The following is a 15,525-nucleotide window of genomic DNA, read 5'->3' on the forward strand; positions in this document are numbered from 1 at the left end:
TCTGCCCAGAGCAAGCTGGCCTTGAGCGCTCCCGAACCGGACGGTGAGGGTGCGAGGTGGGCGGTGGTCATGCGCGACGCCGCGGTCGCAGTGCGGGCTCAGCTTGCCGCGCGCGGCTGGCACCCCGCGCACTTCACCCCACAGTTCATGCCGTTGTTGGAGCTCCCGGAGGTCTCCTGAGCCGCAGGGGCCAGCGACCGCTCGCCCGGACGGAGCCGAATTCGGTCGACTCGCTACCGACGAGCAAGGAACTCGCCCGCCTTCGGCAAGTGTGGGCAGACTCTCGCGCGCTGGACGGCGCCAGCAGTCCGCACCCTGACCTCCTTGGCGACGCGCCGTTGTTCCTGGCGAAACGCGCGCACCTTCTCCAGGGAGTCGGGGCCGGTGATGTCCGCGACGCAACGGAACACGCCGTCCTCGCCGTAGTTGCCGGCCGCGTCGCGCCATCCCTCTGGGCGGACGCCGTATTGCTTGCCGAGGAGTGCCACGAAGATCTGCGACTTCTGCCGGCCGAAGCCCGGCAGTTCGTTGACGCGCCCGTACAGCTGCTTGCCCGTTGACACGCCCTCCCAGACAGCCGCCGCCTGGCCCTCGTAGCGAGCAATGAGGAACCGGCACATCTCCTGGATCCGCCGGGCCATGACCGCCGGGCATTCATGCACAGCGGGCCCGGCCGCAAGCAGCGCGACGAAGCCCTCCTGACTGTGGGAGGCGATCTGGTGCACGTCGAGGTCCTTGCGCCCCAGGCGATGCGCGATGGTCAGCGGCCCGGCGAACGCCCAGTCCGTAGCCACCTGCCGGTCCAGCAGGGCGCCCACCAACAGAGCGAGCGCGCTGCACGAGAGCAGGGCATCGGCCTCAGGCTGCTGCGTGATGCGCACCGCGACGTCCACGGCGGTCCCTTCTGGGAGCAGTTGATCGGGTTGTCCGTCCAGTCTCGTCGAGGCGGGTCAAGGCGTGCCGGGCAACACGCCTGCTGCGGAGCCCGGTCCCCCGAGCGGACCGGGGAGTTGGCAACGTCTTCCCAGTGACTGGTTCAGCATCTGCTCGTGGGTGTGGCCATCTGTCGGCCGCGGGACGGCGGCATACGGGCCAGGCCCCCGGCCCCTGTGCCGCCGGACCGGGGTCACCCTCCAGCTGGCCCCGGTCCGACCAGGTGTCCTCTTGGCGGCGCAGGAACATCACGCTGCCGCCAGCCTAGGCGCCGCTCATCTGCGTCAACCGGTCGCTGCGCCGGTGGCCGGGGGCGGGTCGGGGAGGCGCGATCGGGGTGTCAACGGCCTCCCTGCTGGAAGGCGCTGTGCCCACATGTCCCCGCCCCCGGAGTGCCTGACAGAGCATCATGTTCGGCATGGACGCGCGCACGAACGAGGAAACCGAGGACATGCCCGTCGGCGACGACAGCCGCCTGGCGTGGGAGGACGACGGGAGGACGACTACTCGCTCCGCTTCTGAGGACCGGGGATCCGCCAGCGGTGACGCTAAGTGGTCGGCTCCGGAAGTCCTTTGGGGGTTGACTCCGAAGCCCTTGTCGCGGGTGGCGTCTGGTCAGATGTTGGAAGTGGTGAGGTAGAGCTGGCAGGCGTCTTCGGGGGTGCCGGCGAGTGGCACTGTGCGGTCGGCGCAGGGAAACGGAGTGGCGGCAACAGCCACCGTGCCCTGAGTCGAACGCATATTGACATCGCAAGAGTCCCCCGGGCCATAGGATCCTTGGTGATCACTGACCAGGGGAGATGGGCGATGAAGAACAAGTGGGGGATTCTGGCCGCCGCCATAGCCGTCGGTGTGCTCGCCACAGGCTGCGGATCCGACGGTGGCGACAAGAAGGGCGCTCTGCCGAAGGCGGAAACGCTCGCTGCCGATACCGGAGCACGGTACAAGGCAATCCGCGTACCTGCGCTGGACGGCATGACCTGCGACAAGGGCAACGGAGGCTTCCACTTCGGCAGCGACCTGGACATGGACGTCTTCGGTGACGGCGACCTGCCGCAAGTCAAGCAGCCCTCCGGGGAAGACAAGATCTCCTGCTTCGGCGCGACGCGCATCACCCTCAGCAAGGGCGCGATGCGGGCGACAGCGCCTAACCTCACCACCCGGACGACGTTGTATGAAAAGGTGGCGGACCCCGCCGCCTCACTGGACAAGGTCTTCTCCCACACCATGGAGCTGGAGAAGGGCTACGGCCGGAACCCGGTCGGCGAGCCCAAGACCTTCACCACCAAGGACTTGGTGCTGAAGTGCCAGCAGAACGTCAGCGACACCTTCCCCATGACGACCTGCTTCTGGGCAAACTACGGAGCGATCGGCGTCGTCGACTTCTTCCCGCCGGACGGCAAGCACGTACCGATCGACGAAGCAGCCGCACAGACAGACAAGTTCGCCGTGGGCGCCCTCTCGACCACCGGCACGTCCTGACCCCTCGGAGGACCGCCAGGAGGTGCCCGAGCGTGTCACCCAGTACGCCCGCGAGGAGATGAAGCGCGCCAAACGGCTCGACGGCCGTCCTGCTCGATCCGGGCGCTTTTCGTGATCGGCCTGTCTGTCATGCCCCTTGCCGCTGCCCGCCCGATATCCGTGACCGCTTCCGAACGCAAGCGGTTGACGAAGGTCGCCTGGGGCCACCGAAGCGAGTACGGGGCGCGGGTACGCGCGCAGATCGTGCTGCTGGCCGTACGCGGCTGGGCCAACGCGCGCATCGCCAGGCAGGTCGGGGCACACCTGGACACCGTGCGGTCCTGGCGGGGCCGGTCTGCCAGCCCGGCCAGCAGTCCATGAGCACGCCTGTGTTCGATGCCCAGTACTGATCGCGGGGCCAGGCGAACGGCCCCGCCTGGAAGAGATCCGCGAGAACCTTCACGCCAGGATCGCCGAAGCCGAACGCGAAGGATGGCTGGGCGACGTCGAGCAACTGGCCGTCAGCCTCGCTGCCACCGATGACAAGATCAGCGAGATCGACGCCAATGAGAAGCGGAAGGCATCACCGGTCTTCCTTGGTATCCCTGCCATCAGTCAACTCACAGTTCGTCAGGCTGAGAACCGCGGCTGAACGAGCTGCCCCGACCCGTTCAGCCTCGGCTGAGCCGCGCGTCATCAACGCACCAGCCGGAGCCGTGCACGGACCACGGTCAGAGCACCCGGCCAGCCGGGTGGGCGAGCAGCGGCCGGCGCAGCTGCGCGTGGGCGAAACCGTCCGGCACTTCCGCCCGAACGGCTGCCCGGCCCCGCTCAGCTCTTCCGCTCACCCAGGACACAGAATTCGTTGCCCTCCGGGTCGAGAAGGGTCACCCAGTGCTGCTCGTCCTGCGCGGTATCGGCGCGCCGGGCACCGAGGGAGAGCAGCCGGGCGACCTCGGCCTCCTGGTCGTCGGGTCGGAAGTCGGGGTGGAGCCGGTTCTTCGACGTCTTGCCCTCGGGGACAGGCACGAAGAGCAGCCCCGGCATCCGGTCCGGCTCAGGCCGGATCTCGATGATCTCCTCAGATTCGTCGACCACAACCCAGCCGAGAGCCTCGGCCCACCAGCGCCCGAGGGAGACGGGGTCGGAGGAGTCGACGATGATCTGTTCCCATTCCAGTGCCATGGGCGTGATCATAAACAGGGTCGGCTGGCTGCCAGGGCTGGGGGTGGCTGCCGTCGACCGCCGGTCCGGTGTGCGGATGGTGTCACCCAGAGCGGTATAGCAGCGCGATGTGGTAGGAGCACGTCGCGAGAAGTGGTCGCTGCTACACCACTCCAGGGGACACCATCTCGGCTGGCCGACGTCCTGACGCGGCCCTCTCGCAGTTCAGAGAAGGCACGTGAGGGACAGGGCCATTCGGTCCGTGTGCCTTACGGATGTCTGCGGCTGTTTTGGCGCGTTGGGCATGTGAGGCTCAGTGCGGACGGTGGGAGGAGCGGACGGCGGGCGCGGGCTCTCAGCCCGCCTCGCCCGCGGCAGGCGAGTCCTGGTTCCGGCGGCGCGGCAGAGCCCGCCAAAGACGGCCGCTGGCGACGGCCCCAACGACCAGCAACACGTACACCAGTGGCGTCCAGGCGCCACCGGTTCGGCTTGCCTGTCCCTGGTGGAAGACGAAGGTGACGGAGCTTTGCAGTCCGGCGACGCCGTGCCAGGTGAACGTGCCTTCGATGTGGGGGCCGACAGCTGCGATCGCCTGCTGGTAGGCGTTCGCCGCCTCGTCCAGGAAGAAGTTGAGCAGCAGCGGGGTGGTGAGCAGGAAGAGCGACGCGGCGATCCAGGAGTGCCGCGGCCCGTCGCCGAGTTCTGCGTTCAGGTACTCCTGCGCCAGTTCCCGGCTGCCGCCCAGTCGGCGCAGCGCCTCGGCGGCGCCCACCTCCGCGGCGGCGGCCAGCAGGTTGGCGCGGACCTCGCGGCGCCGGGCGATCCGGGTCCGGGAGGGCAGGTCGTACAGGCGCTGGTCGAGCGACCAGACGACCCACTCGATGCGCAACCGGTCGAGCCAGGTGACGGTGTGTGGCATGTCAGGAACCCTTCTGCGGTGCGGTGGGCAGGGGGCGGGCAAGGACGGCGTCGACGCCGGCGACGTGCCGGGCCCAGCCGGTGGTGCCGGTGGCCAGGGCCTGATGCCCGGCGTCGGTCAGCCGGTAGTACTTGCGTGCGGGACCGCTGGAGGAGGCGACGAGCCTGGTGGTCAGCCGCCCCTCGCGTTCGAGCCGCGCCAGGGCGGGATACACCGTGCCTTCCAGGACGTCGGTGAAGCCGGCGGCCTGCAGGCGCTGGGCCACCTCGTACCCGTATGACTCCTGTTCGGCCAGCAGGTGCAGCAGCAGGAGCGACAGGACGCCTTTGAGTAGTTGCGGGTCATGGCTGGAGGTCACAGCATCCAGACTGTCCCAAGTACTATGCATCGTCAAGTACTGGTGACTGTCAGAGGCGAACACGAGGGTGCAAGAGCAGGCAGCTCGAATGCCAGCCCGCAGGTTGGTCGTAGCGCCTAGAACGTGCCTCATGCGCCCGAACGAACATGACCCGCTCTGAGCTGCGCGGATAACTCAGCAACCCCAGATAAGCACCGCCTCCTGACGACATAACGCCGGCCTGCGCGGACGGCGGCGGGCGGGCCCAGCTGGGAGACGAGACCGGCATAGGTCCCGTGATCATGGAGTTGCGATGCTCTGTGATCACTGGGGAGACCTGTGCCTGTGCTGCCGTCATGACTGACCGAACCGCTCGGGACCAATTCGCAGCATTGCTGCCGCAGCCCCGGGTTCGACGTAATTCGGAGCCTCTGGAGCAACGGCATGCCTGCTGGCCTGCGGCTTCACCTTCTCGGCTGCCGCAGGTCGTTTCTCTAGGCGCTCGCGTTTCCGCAGGTGGCGAGGCTCTCCGGTGTGGTCTCCGAGGGGGCCCGGCCGAAGGCCGTCTCGAAGCCACCGCGTGATCGACGATAGAGCGTCGATCACGGACCTCGCCCCGAGGTTGCCAACTTGCCCCATTTCAGAGAGGTTTGTCTCTACCGTTCTTCGGCTCATTGTTGGCCCATCGGCTCGATCGGCCAGGCCGCTGACCTGCCCGTTTCTCTATGCCTAGAGAAACGGGCGATTCGGGCTGCAAGCGGAGAGTCTGCAGGTCAGCGGGCACTTCACGCCTCCAGGAGAGACGAATTATGTCGAACGCGGGGCAGCGGCCCACGTTCGATCCGACCCACCCGCTGGGCTGCCACTGGCGCCGGGTCGCGACCGGATCGTCTTCGACAAGTTGCTGCAAGTCCTGCGGTTCGGCTGCTCGTATGAGGCGATCGCGGACTCCACCTGCTCGGCCAGCACGATCCGCAATCACCGCGACGAGTGGATAAGGCTCGGGTTGTTCACCCGGCTCAAGCAGATCGCGCTGGACGCTTACGACCGCATCGTCGGCCTCGTTCTCGACCAGATCGCCATCGACGGTGCCATCACCAAGGCTCCGGGCGGCGGTGAAGTGGCCGGACGCTCGCAGGTCGACCAGGGCAAGCAGGGCATCTGGTCAGTGGCCCCCTTTGAGGGCGCGGCTTCTTAGTGGACGTTAAGTCCCTTTTCTCTCGGCTCGTGATCGCTCGTTCGTGTGAACGTTGGCCGTACTGGCGTGCCAGTCGTGGTTCGGGTGATGTTCTGCGGCGCATGGACAGACGGGCGTATCCGAGCGACTTATCGGACGAGCAATGGGCGTTGATCGAGCCGATGATCACGGCCTGGAAGCAGGACCGGGTGGCGCGATCGGCGACCGGGGATCCGGGGTCCTGTGATCTGCGGGAGATCGTGAACGCGGTCTTCTACCAGAACCGGACGGGCTGTCAGTGGCGCTACCTGCCCCATGACCTGCCGTCCTGGTCGGCGGTGTTCTACTACTTCGGCCTGTGGCGCCAGGATGGGCTCGACCAGCGGATCCAGGAACTCCTGCGTTGCCAAATCCGGGAGAGGGCCCGCCGATTAGAGGACCCGTCCCTCGTGATCATCGACACCCAGTCCGTCCGCGCGGCCGCCGGTGTTCCGAAGAGCACCACGGGACTGGACGCGAACAAGAAGGTGTCGGGCCGCAAGCGGGGACTGGCCGTCGACGTCATGGGGCTGATCATCGGTGTCGTCGTCCTGGCCGCCTCCGCCCACGACAACGCCGCCGGCACCGCCCTGCTCGACCAGGCCGCCGAACGGTGCGGGATGCGTCTGGAGAAGGCCCTGGTGGACCAGGGCTTCAAGGACGAGGTCGTCATCCACGGTGCACTGCTGGACATCGACGTCGAAGTCGTCCGCCGCAACCCGGCCGACCAGGGCAAGGGCTTCGTCCCGCAGCCGAAACGGTGGGTGGTGGAGCAGACGAACGGCACCTTGATGCTGCATCGGCGCCTCGCCCGCGAGTACGACCACCGGCCCGACACCTCCGCCTCACGCGTCTACTGGGCCTCCACCGCGAACATGACCCGCCGCCTCACCACACCAGCCCCGGCCTGGCGCGACACCCTTGGACTGGCCGCGTGAACGTCGCCGAACTCCTGGCAGACCTCCAGACCCGGCAGGACGAGGCCACCGCCCGGGCCGCAGAACTACGGGTCCGGATCGAAGAGCTCGCCGCCGACCTGACCGAGACCGAAGCGCGGCTCACGGACCTGGCCACCACCCGAAAGATCATCGCGGAGGTCACGCCGGCAGGAGCCGAATCCGAACCACCCGAGACGAACACCACCTACCAGGCCATCGTGAATGCCTTCAACCAGCACCCCGACCAGGCATTCCGGGCACGCGAGCTGCACGAACTCCTCGGCATACCCACCGACGAGGCGTCCGTCAACATCACCCGCAGCCGCCTCGGACGCCTCACCCGCCAAGGCTTCCTCACCCAACCCGGACGAGGCCGCTACCAGAAACGGACTTAACGTCCACTTAAATCTCCTCAGGAAGTCCGAACCAGCACCGGGCGCCAGGTTGTCTACGAGCCTCTCACCGGACCGAACCGCTCCACCGGAGCCGTGCCCGGTGGCACATGGAAGTCCCTCAGGGCGATCGGGTTCGAGAAGTCCTGACCGCCGCCCGGCCCGGCCATGTCGTCCCCACGCAGGTAGCGGTAGAACCACTCGGAGAACGTCAGGTCGTAGCGGTAGAACTCGTCGTAGTCCCCCACGAAGACCACGACGCACCAGCCGTACGCGGTGTCGCTACGAGCCAGGAAGACCGATTCCCCGTGCGTCGTCGGCGTGATGGGGATCAGGCCGTCCGGCGCCCCGAACCCCGGAGCGACGGGGAATTCAGGAAAGTTCTCGTCCGAGAAGCCGCAATCCTGGTAGGCGGCGACGGTCTCACGCATGTACACGGCCAGGTTGTGAGCGGTCGTGGCGGGGCTCTGCAGCCAGATCGACCGACCGATCTGCATCGGTGCGTATCGCTCGGCCAGGGCCTTGAAATCGCTGGGCAGTTCCACCCTCAGCTCGGCTTCGAGCTCACGCCAGCACTCCGCCGGAACACCGGGCCCGCTCGGCGGCCCGATGATGGTGCCCACTTCCTCCACGTAGTCCACTACGGCTCTTCTCCTCTCAACGTCTGGGGCAGTTCGCGGTGCCGGTCGCTTTCCCACCAGTCGGCGGGTGCGAGGCACGCCGTGCGGACCGGCAGCCGCGGCACCGTGCTGATCGTCGAGGTGCCGAAAGGGGAGTGACCGATGCGATGGCCGCACGCGCGGAGTTGACGGGGTGGGCTGCCCGGCTCGGCACCTCTCACGGAACGAAGGCCGCGGCGGTCCGCTCGGTGGTTCTGCTCACGAGATTTACGACGTCGTTTCGACGTGGGATTGGGAGTCGCACGCTCACGAGAGCGGGAGTCAGCTGCCGCAGGCCTGCCCCCCGGCGTATCCGTCACTGCCCGGTCTGGTTGGTGAGGGGCTGTTGAGAGGCGGTCGGTGGTGCAAATAGTGCCTGAACGGTTTCGGTGGCCAGGTCTCGCAGCCAGGTATGGGCGCGGTCGTCGTCGTAGCGCTGGTGCCACAGCAGGTACAGCGGGACCTCGGGCAGCGGGAGTGGCGTCGGCAGTGTGGCGAGGCCGAGTTGTTCCCGGGCTGCGCGGGTGACCGCGCCGGGGAGGGTGACGACCAGGTCGGTGTCGCGGGCGAGTTGCAGTGCGAAGGCGGCGGTGGGCCCGGCGGCGACGACGCGTCGCTCCAAGCCGCGGGTGGTCAGGGCGTCGTCGATCGGGTCGCGCAGGCTTCCGCGTCGCGAAACGGTGAGGTGTTCGGCGGCTGCGTAACGCTCGATGCTCAGCGGGCCTTCGGTGAGAGGGTGGCCTGGTCGGACGGCGACGACCAGCCGGTCCCTGCCGACGAGGCGGTGACGGATGTCGGGGAGCGTCGGGGCGCTGGAGCTCGATTCGAGGTCGACCTCGCCCCGGCGCAGCTCGGCGTCGTCCGTGCCGGGTTCGGCGGGCAGGCGCAGCCGGACGCCGGGGGCCTGCCGGTGGACGGCGGTGATCAGGGCGGTGCCGCAGACGGCGGTCAGGACGTCGTGCCAGCGCACGGTGAACACCCGGTCCAGAGCTGCCAGGTCGAGTTCTTGCTGCGCGGAGAGAAGGTGGTGGGCCTGCTGTACGAGGGCGTGGACCTGGGCGCGCATGGCCAGTGCGCGGGTGGTGGGGACCATGCTGCGGCCGGTGCGGACCAGGATCTGGTCGCCGGTGGCTTTGCGGATGCGGCCCAGGGAGCGGCTCATCGCCGGTGCGGTGATGTGGAGGCGTGCTGCGGCGCCGGCGACGCTGCCCTCTTCCAGTAGTGCGTCCAGGGCCGTGAGCAGGTTCAGATCCAGTTGCATGGCAGTAATTCTACAAGTGAATAGCATGCACTTGTTGTTAACAATCGGGGGGCCTACCTTCGAAGTGCGGGTGCGGGACAAGCCGCCCGCACCCATCGAACCCAGGGAGTTTCAATGACCGAGTCAAGCCGCCTGCGCGACCGGCTGTGCGGGGGTGAACTCCCGTCCGTCGCGCAACAGCGCCCACAGGACGTTCACCCGGCGCCGGGCAAGGGCGATGAGAGCCTGGACGTGGCCGCAGCCCTCGGCACGCTTCTTGAGGTAGAAGCCCCGGTTCGGGCCGTCCTTGATCATGCTGGTCTGCGCGGACATGTAAAACACCCTGCGCAGGCGACGGCTGTAACGCTTGGGCCGGTGCAGGTTGCCGGTGCGTCGGCCCGAGTCGCGGGGCACCGGAACCAGGCCGGCCGCGGAGGCCAGCCGGCCGGCATCCGCGTAGGCCGACAGGTCGCCCGCAGCGACGACAGTGTGCTGGGCCCCGGCCGCCTCCAGCGCGGTGGCGGCGACCTTGTCGGCCGAGCGGACACCACGCTTGCGCAGCCAAGACTCCAGACGGGCGCGGCCCACCCGGCGTATCCCGGCCGGGGTCTGCCGGTAGGTCAGCAGGGTCAGCGCGCCCTTGCTGCCGGACCAGTCGAAGGCCCGCTCCAGGGCCGGGAAGATCCCGGTCAGCACGTCACGGAGCCGGTTGACCATGCGGACCCGGTCGGCGACCAGGTCAGTGCGGTGCGCGACCAGCAGCGCCAGATCGGCCACCAGCTGGGCGGGGACGTCCACGGCCGCGAAGTCCCTGCGCAGGCGCGAGGTCTCCGCGATCACGAACGCGTCGCGGGCATCCGTCTTCGCCTCGCCTCGGTAGGCGCCGGACATCCGGTTGACGGTGCGGCCGGGAACGTAGACCGGCTTCTGCCCGTGCGACGCGAGCAGGGCCAGCAGCAGCGCGGACGCGGTGCCGGACAGGTCGATCGCCCAGTCCACCGCACCCGCCATGGCCAGCGCTTCGGCGACCGCTTCCAGGATCGCGGCCTCGTCGTTGTCAATCTTCTTCGACCAGACCTGGAACCCCGACTCGTCGACCGCCGCCGCCCAGTGGTGGCCCTTGCCCGCGTCGATCCCCACCCAGATCCGAGCCCGCCGCTCTGTCATCCCACGCTCCCCACGCCGAAACCAGCACTCTCCTTGGCCCGAGGAACACCCCGCCGTCAGCTCCGTAAACAGCGACCAGGACGCAGATCTCAATCAGCGGTCAGGGCGCCCCGGAGAGCCGGACGGCCACTCCTTGGGAGCCACCAGAGGCAAGCCACCATCAGCCACATCCGGCCCTCCCGGGCCGCCTAACAACTTACGGAGCCCACCATGAGCACAGCCATGCCTTTCGCCGCCGGCACGACGCTCCTGTCCGAGGTGACCGCCGCGGTGAAGACCGCAAGCCTCACCCTGCGCGACCGCCACACCCCGCACGCCCGGGGCGTGAGTCTGGACGAGGTCGTCGCTGAGATCCACGCCAACGACGACGCGGTGCTGGACGTGCTGCGGGAGCCGCTGCTGCGGGCCCGGCGGGGATCGCAGTGGGCCGAGGACGAGCTGGCCGGCGGTGCGCTCCCGTCAGGGGAGTGGTGGGTCGTCGACCCCGCCGAGGGCAACATCAACCACGTTCACGGCATGGAGGACTGGGCCGTGACCGCCACCCTGGTCCGCGACAACCAGCCGGTGCTCACCGTCGTCCACCTGCCACTGACCGGCGACACCTACACCGCTGTCACCGGCGGCGGTGCCCGCCTCAACGACCGGTCCCTGAAGGTGTCCGCCAAGACCGATCTGGGCGCCGCGCTCGTCGGCACCGGCCAAGCCAGGCCCGGCGAGGACGAGCGCACTTTCCGGCGGATCGGTGACTCGGTCACCGCCATGCTCATCAACGGCTTGGTCGTGCGTGTGTCCGTGCCCGCCACGCTGCAGCTCATCCACGTCGCGGCCGGGCGCACGGACGCCTTCTGGCAGTTCTCCGACGTCCGCTCCGGTCTGGTCGCCGGTGCGCTGCTGGTTTCCGAGGCCGGAGGCACCGTCACCGACCTGGCGGGCGAGCCCTGGAACACGGGCAGCCGTGACTTCCTGGCCGCCGCCCCCGGCATCCACACCGCCGCCCTCAAGGTCCTGTCGCCGATCGCCTGACCGGACACCTCCGTCTACCCACCTCACACCGAAAAGGAGCATCACCTCATGACCAGCATCGGCATCCTGGGCGCCGGCCGCGTCGGCGCCAACCTCGCCGGCAAGCTCTCCGCAGCCGGACACCGTGTCACCCTCGGTGTCCGGAACCCGGAAGAGATCGCAGCCCTTGCCGCCGGCATCGCCCCGCAGATCGCCTTCGCCGACCAGCGCACCACCGCCCGCACCGCGGACGTCGTGATCAACGCGACGCCCGGCGACACCTCCCTGGACCGCCTGGCCGGCCTGCGCGCCGAGCTCTGCGGAAGACTCCTCGTCGATGTCTCCAACGCCACCCGCGACGCCGATGACGGCCTGCCCGGCGACCTGTGCTATCCCGGCAGCAGCCTCGCCGAGCAACTCCAGGCCGCCCTCCCCGACACCCATGTGGTCAAGACCCTCAACACCATGCTGTTCATGGTCATGACCGCCCCCGAAACCCTGGCCACCCCACCGACCGCCTATCTCTCGGGCGATGACCAGAATGCGAAGAAGACCGTCACCGGCCTGCTCGGCGACCTGGGCTGGCAGCCCGCATGGATCGAGGACCTCGGCGGCATCACCACAGCCCGCGCCACCGAGGCCATGATCCTCGTGGTTCCCCACATCCTGCGCCGACACGGCTTCAAGCCCTTCGCCGTCTCCCTCGCCCGCTGACCCATCAAGACCGGGTTCGGACCAAAACCATTAGCGAGCTCGCGCGAGGCACTGGGCGCTGGCACGGACAACGCCCGCTGAGCTGCAAGTGACGCCCGAACTCATTGACATTGATCATGCCTGCCCTGCGCGAGGCGACTTTCGAAGTCGTCGACAAACGACTCCCATTCCCGTGTACAGAGCCACCGACGCCTTCGTTCGCGCGGTCGACCTCGACCAGGAGCACTGGCACCTTCGCGCTGGGATCGCGCAGCACCAGGTCGGTGAACAGCGAGCGGCCGTGCGGGATCGCGTGCTCGATCTCGGTGGAGAAGGCCTCCAGGCGCCCGAACCCGGCACGGGCGAGAAGGCCGGCTGGCACAACGGGTACGGCGCGCGACGCGGTCCTGAGCAGCGGCCCCTCGTCCAAAGGACGGTTTCCAGGGGCCACATATGCCCGACTACGCCGCGGGCTCGGACGTCGCCGTCGCCGCACGCCAGGTGGCGATGACGTCGGCCGCCTTGGTCTCGAAGTCCGGGTCGCGCCAGGCGCCCGGCATGCCGATCACCGCCGGCAGCTTGAAGTCGCCGTGCTCCCGGTGGGTGACCCGCACGACGTCCCCGGAATCGGGGCGGAGGGCGGTGTAGAGGGGCTGGGCGGCGGTGCCGGCGAGGCGGCGGTGGCGTTCGGCGCGCAGCGCGTCCTGGAGGGCGGTGTCGTGGTCGGGGTCATAGCGCTCGGCGCACCCCGGAGCGTTCGTCCTCCCGACGCCGGCCCTGGCCAAGCAGCTGCACGACCTGGTCTGCCCGTAGCCAGCCACCCCGGCGCCTTGGGCGCCAGCACGCCGTCCACCACCTTCGAGAGGAGCACCGCGATGCCCACCGTCCTCCAGCACACCAGGACTACGGCGTGCGGGGGAGGCGCATGGATTCGACCGCGAAAACCACGACGCCCGGCGGCCTGGCCGGAAGCCCCCTGCTTGCCCGAGACCCCGGCCCGCCCCCAGCATGGGTTGGCCGGCCCGGCGCCGCTCCGCGTTCGGTGCCACGTCAGGCGGCACGGCAGCCGGTCCGTCGCCAGGCGATCAGGAGCGCTCGCATGCTTTCCGCGTTCCGGACTTGACCTTGCCCTAGGGGCAGGGTTCGACGATGGTCCGCATGACCAACAACGCACTGAGCACCGTCGAAGCCCAGATCCGCGAGCGGGCCGCCGCCTATTGCGAGTCCAACAACATCCCCGGGTTCGTCGCCGGCGTCTACCACGCCGGCGAGCAGGTCGTCGTCGCCCACGGTGCCGCGAACGCGGCCACCGGCGCGCCGATGCTCGAGGACACCGGATTCCTCTTCGGCTCCGTCACCAAGGTCCTGACCACCACGCTGGTCCTCCAGCAGGTCGAGCGCGGGGTCCTGGACCTCGACGCGCCGGCCGTGAGGTACCTGCCCGAATTGACCCTGACCGCGCCGGGCGCGGCGGACAAGATCCTGGTCCGGCATCTGGTCTCGCACACCAACGGCATCGACGCGGACCTGTTCTTCCCCGACGCCAAGGGCCGTGACGCCCTGAAGACCTACGTCAAGGGCCTTGCAGGCAGTTGCGGCGCCCTGTTCGAGCCCGGCGAGCAGCTCAGCTACTCCAACGGCGGCATGATCGTGGCGGGCCGCCTGCTGGAGGCAGTGACCGGACTGCCCTTCCCCGAGTTGCTCAAGCGCGAGGTCTACACGCCGGTCGGCATGACCGACTCCGGCACATCGGCCGAGGAGGCCATCCTGCGCAGCACGGCGGTCGGCCACTTCCTGGACCCGCAGACCATGGCGGCCAGGCCCACCAGCATGTTCATGCTGCCCGATACCTGGGGGCCGGCCGGCGGCACGCCGATCGGCACCGTCGCCGACCTGCTCGCCTTCGGGCGCACCCACCTCGCCGGCGGAGTGTCCCCGTCCGGCACGCGCGTCCTGTCGCCCGAGTCGACCGCGCTGATGCAGCAGGTGGCGTTCGACATGGCCACCCCGAACACCCCGCCGATCGGCCTGGGCTGGGTGCTGTACCCGTTCGGCGACACGACCGTCCTGGCCATGTCGGGTGCCTCGCCGGGCGGGGTGTCCATCCTGTGCGTCCTTCCCGAGCACGACCTGGTGTTCACCGCGTTCGGCAACAACCCGGGCGCGATCATGCTGCAGGACCAGATCCTGCGATGGCTGCTCAGCGAGCACCTCGGTGTCCAGCTCCCCGCACTGATCACCGAGCTGGAGGAGGACGTCGACCTCACCCCGTACGTGGGCACGTACCGCTCCAACCAACTCCGCGTCGACGTCAGCGTCGTCGACGGCCAGCTCGAGGAGCGGGTGACGTACGAGCCGGCGGACGCCTCACAAGAGCGGATCTTCACGCGGTTCGCTGGTGGGAGGGTCTGCGCCCCGCCGCAGCGCCTCGTGCCGATCAGGCCCGGCCTGTTCGCGCCGGCCGGGTACCCGCTGGAGGCCTTCGATGGGTACCTGCGCCTGCTGCTGGTGTCCTACCACGACGTCCGCGCCGGCCAGGCGCGCTTCCGCAACGGCGGCGGCCGGCTGACCCGCCGGGTCTGACCTGCCCGCTCCGACCCTGCTCGCCCCCAGGTGGGAGGATCTCCAGCATGCTCACGATAGGCCAACTCGCCGATTACGCCGGGGTGACCGCCAAGACGATCCGCCACTACCACGAGCGCGGCCTGCTCACCGAGCCCGACCGCGACTCGTCCGGCTACCGGCGCTACGACGCCCAGCACGCCCTCACCCTGGTCAAGATCAGGACGCTGGCCAACGCGGGCGTGCCGCTGGCCCGCGTCAAGGACCTCCTGGACGCGGACCCCGACACGCTCACCGCGGCCATCGCCGAGATCGACCACGACATCCAGGACCGCATCGCACAACTGCGCCAGGCGCGTGCGAACCTCGCCCAGCTGCGCAGCGGCGACCGGCTGTTCGTCTCCCCGGAGGTCGTCGACTATCTCGACGAGTTGCGCGAGCTCGGCGTCAGCGAGCGCCAGGTGAGCCTGGAACGGGACGGCTGGATCCTCCTGCACGCCGCCTCACGCGAGAACGCCGACCAGTGGTTCGCCGAGAAGCTCAAGCTGATCACCGAGCCTGAGTTCCGTGCCCTCTACCTTGAGACCGACGCTGCCTACGACTGGTCGCGGGACGATCCCCGCCTGCCCGCGCTCGCAGAGCGCATCCTGACGTGGCTCGCCAACCACCACAGTCCGTCCGAGGCCGAGCCCGTCGGCAACCCGAGGATCGCCGAGCTGACCGCGCAGACCCAGGCCGGGGCCTCATCCCCGGCCTGGGACCGCCTCGCCCAACTCATGAGGGCGAGTTCGACCAAGCCCAGACGACCACAGCAATAACACCCGTAACACCGGGCCTCGTTC

17 protein-coding genes and 1 pseudogene are annotated in these 15,525 nt (G+C 68.9%); 10 read left to right on the forward strand and 8 right to left on the reverse strand.

Features of this window, described 5'->3' with window-relative positions; genetic code table 11:
- Positions 1 to 21: 21 nt before the first annotated feature.
- On the forward strand, positions 22 to 180 hold the full coding sequence (locus F7Q99_RS30315) for a hypothetical protein (protein ID WP_153467172.1): 159 nt from the start codon (positions 22 to 24) through the stop codon (positions 178 to 180).
- A 53-nt stretch (positions 181 to 233) separates the two neighbouring features.
- On the opposite strand, the gene F7Q99_RS30320 is transcribed toward F7Q99_RS30315, so the two are convergent.
- On the reverse strand, positions 234 to 893 hold the full coding sequence (locus F7Q99_RS30320) for an HhH-GPD-type base excision DNA repair protein (protein ID WP_326847340.1): 660 nt from the start codon (positions 891 to 893) through the stop codon (positions 234 to 236).
- Positions 894 to 1,740: 847 nt separating this feature from the next.
- On the opposite strand from F7Q99_RS30320, the gene F7Q99_RS30325 reads away from it, so the two are divergent.
- Positions 1,741 to 2,415: a hypothetical protein gene (locus F7Q99_RS30325; protein WP_153467176.1), complete on the forward strand. Its 675-nt coding sequence runs from the start codon at positions 1,741 to 1,743 to the stop codon at positions 2,413 to 2,415.
- Between the two features lie 159 nt (positions 2,416 to 2,574).
- Entirely contained in the window at positions 2,575 to 2,775 is a 201-nt protein-coding gene (locus F7Q99_RS30330) for a helix-turn-helix domain-containing protein (protein ID WP_195911313.1), read from the forward strand.
- Between the two features lie 450 nt (positions 2,776 to 3,225).
- Here F7Q99_RS30330 and F7Q99_RS30335 read toward each other — a convergent pair whose 3' ends face one another.
- From F7Q99_RS30335 to F7Q99_RS30345, 3 genes are all read right to left on the reverse strand, one after another.
- Positions 3,226 to 3,579, reverse strand: coding sequence for a VOC family protein (locus F7Q99_RS30335; RefSeq protein ID WP_230211000.1), 354 nt, complete (start codon positions 3,577 to 3,579; stop codon positions 3,226 to 3,228).
- 334 nt (positions 3,580 to 3,913) lie between these two features.
- Positions 3,914 to 4,477, reverse strand: coding sequence for a hypothetical protein (locus F7Q99_RS30340; protein WP_153467181.1), 564 nt, complete (start codon positions 4,475 to 4,477; stop codon positions 3,914 to 3,916).
- Between the two features lies 1 nt (position 4,478).
- Complete coding sequence (locus tag F7Q99_RS30345) at positions 4,479 to 4,835, reverse strand: PadR family transcriptional regulator (RefSeq protein ID WP_326847341.1); 357 nt, start codon at positions 4,833 to 4,835, stop codon at positions 4,479 to 4,481.
- 788 nt (positions 4,836 to 5,623) lie between these two features.
- On the opposite strand from F7Q99_RS30345, the pseudogene F7Q99_RS30350 reads away from it, so the two are divergent.
- The 3 genes and pseudogenes from F7Q99_RS30350 to F7Q99_RS30360 form a co-directional block, all read left to right on the forward strand.
- A pseudogene (locus tag F7Q99_RS30350) lies at positions 5,624 to 5,973 on the forward strand (IS5/IS1182 family transposase); the annotation flags it as partial.
- A 140-nt stretch (positions 5,974 to 6,113) separates the two neighbouring features.
- Positions 6,114 to 6,968, forward strand: coding sequence for an IS5 family transposase (locus F7Q99_RS30355; RefSeq protein WP_153463757.1), 855 nt, complete (start codon positions 6,114 to 6,116; stop codon positions 6,966 to 6,968).
- The gene (locus tag F7Q99_RS30360; RefSeq protein ID WP_326847342.1) at positions 6,965 to 7,363 is read left to right on the forward strand and encodes a hypothetical protein; all 399 of its coding nucleotides are present in this window, start codon (positions 6,965 to 6,967) and stop codon (positions 7,361 to 7,363) included. The genes F7Q99_RS30355 and F7Q99_RS30360 overlap by 4 nt, the downstream gene beginning before the upstream one ends.
- Before the next feature lie 53 nt (positions 7,364 to 7,416).
- Here F7Q99_RS30360 and F7Q99_RS30365 read toward each other — a convergent pair whose 3' ends face one another.
- The 3 genes from F7Q99_RS30365 to F7Q99_RS30375 form a co-directional block, all read right to left on the reverse strand.
- The gene (locus F7Q99_RS30365) at positions 7,417 to 8,001 is read right to left on the reverse strand and encodes an SMI1/KNR4 family protein (protein ID WP_153467183.1); all 585 of its coding nucleotides are present in this window, start codon (positions 7,999 to 8,001) and stop codon (positions 7,417 to 7,419) included.
- Positions 8,002 to 8,335: 334 nt separating this feature from the next.
- Positions 8,336 to 9,280 (reverse strand): LysR family transcriptional regulator, encoded by a 945-nt coding sequence (locus tag F7Q99_RS30370; RefSeq protein WP_153467184.1) that lies wholly within the window; start codon positions 9,278 to 9,280, stop codon positions 8,336 to 8,338.
- A 123-nt stretch (positions 9,281 to 9,403) separates the two neighbouring features.
- Positions 9,404 to 10,426, reverse strand: a complete 1,023-nt coding sequence (locus F7Q99_RS30375; RefSeq protein WP_153467185.1) for an IS110 family transposase — start codon at positions 10,424 to 10,426, stop codon at positions 9,404 to 9,406.
- A 210-nt stretch (positions 10,427 to 10,636) separates the two neighbouring features.
- Here F7Q99_RS30375 and F7Q99_RS30380 point away from each other — a divergent pair, with 210 nt between their 5' ends.
- Together F7Q99_RS30380 and F7Q99_RS30385 are read left to right on the forward strand one after the other, a co-directional pair.
- Positions 10,637 to 11,449, forward strand: coding sequence for an inositol monophosphatase family protein (locus F7Q99_RS30380; RefSeq protein WP_153467186.1), 813 nt, complete (start codon positions 10,637 to 10,639; stop codon positions 11,447 to 11,449).
- A gap of 48 nt (positions 11,450 to 11,497) precedes the next feature.
- Positions 11,498 to 12,142 (forward strand): NADPH-dependent F420 reductase, encoded by a 645-nt coding sequence (locus F7Q99_RS30385; RefSeq protein WP_153467187.1) that lies wholly within the window; start codon positions 11,498 to 11,500, stop codon positions 12,140 to 12,142.
- A 440-nt stretch (positions 12,143 to 12,582) separates the two neighbouring features.
- Here F7Q99_RS30385 and F7Q99_RS30390 read toward each other — a convergent pair whose 3' ends face one another.
- Complete coding sequence (locus tag F7Q99_RS30390; RefSeq protein WP_153467189.1) at positions 12,583 to 12,906, reverse strand: hypothetical protein; 324 nt, start codon at positions 12,904 to 12,906, stop codon at positions 12,583 to 12,585.
- A gap of 373 nt (positions 12,907 to 13,279) precedes the next feature.
- On the opposite strand from F7Q99_RS30390, the gene F7Q99_RS30395 reads away from it, so the two are divergent.
- Positions 13,280 to 14,704 (forward strand): serine hydrolase domain-containing protein, encoded by a 1,425-nt coding sequence (locus F7Q99_RS30395; protein WP_230211001.1) that lies wholly within the window; start codon positions 13,280 to 13,282, stop codon positions 14,702 to 14,704.
- 47 nt (positions 14,705 to 14,751) lie between these two features.
- Complete coding sequence (locus F7Q99_RS30400; protein WP_153467192.1) at positions 14,752 to 15,501, forward strand: MerR family transcriptional regulator; 750 nt, start codon at positions 14,752 to 14,754, stop codon at positions 15,499 to 15,501.
- The last annotated feature ends 24 nt before the right edge of the window (positions 15,502 to 15,525 follow it).

It is taken from the genome of Streptomyces kaniharaensis (genome assembly GCF_009569385.1).
Lineage (GTDB): Bacteria > Actinomycetota > Actinomycetes > Streptomycetales > Streptomycetaceae > Kitasatospora > Kitasatospora kaniharaensis.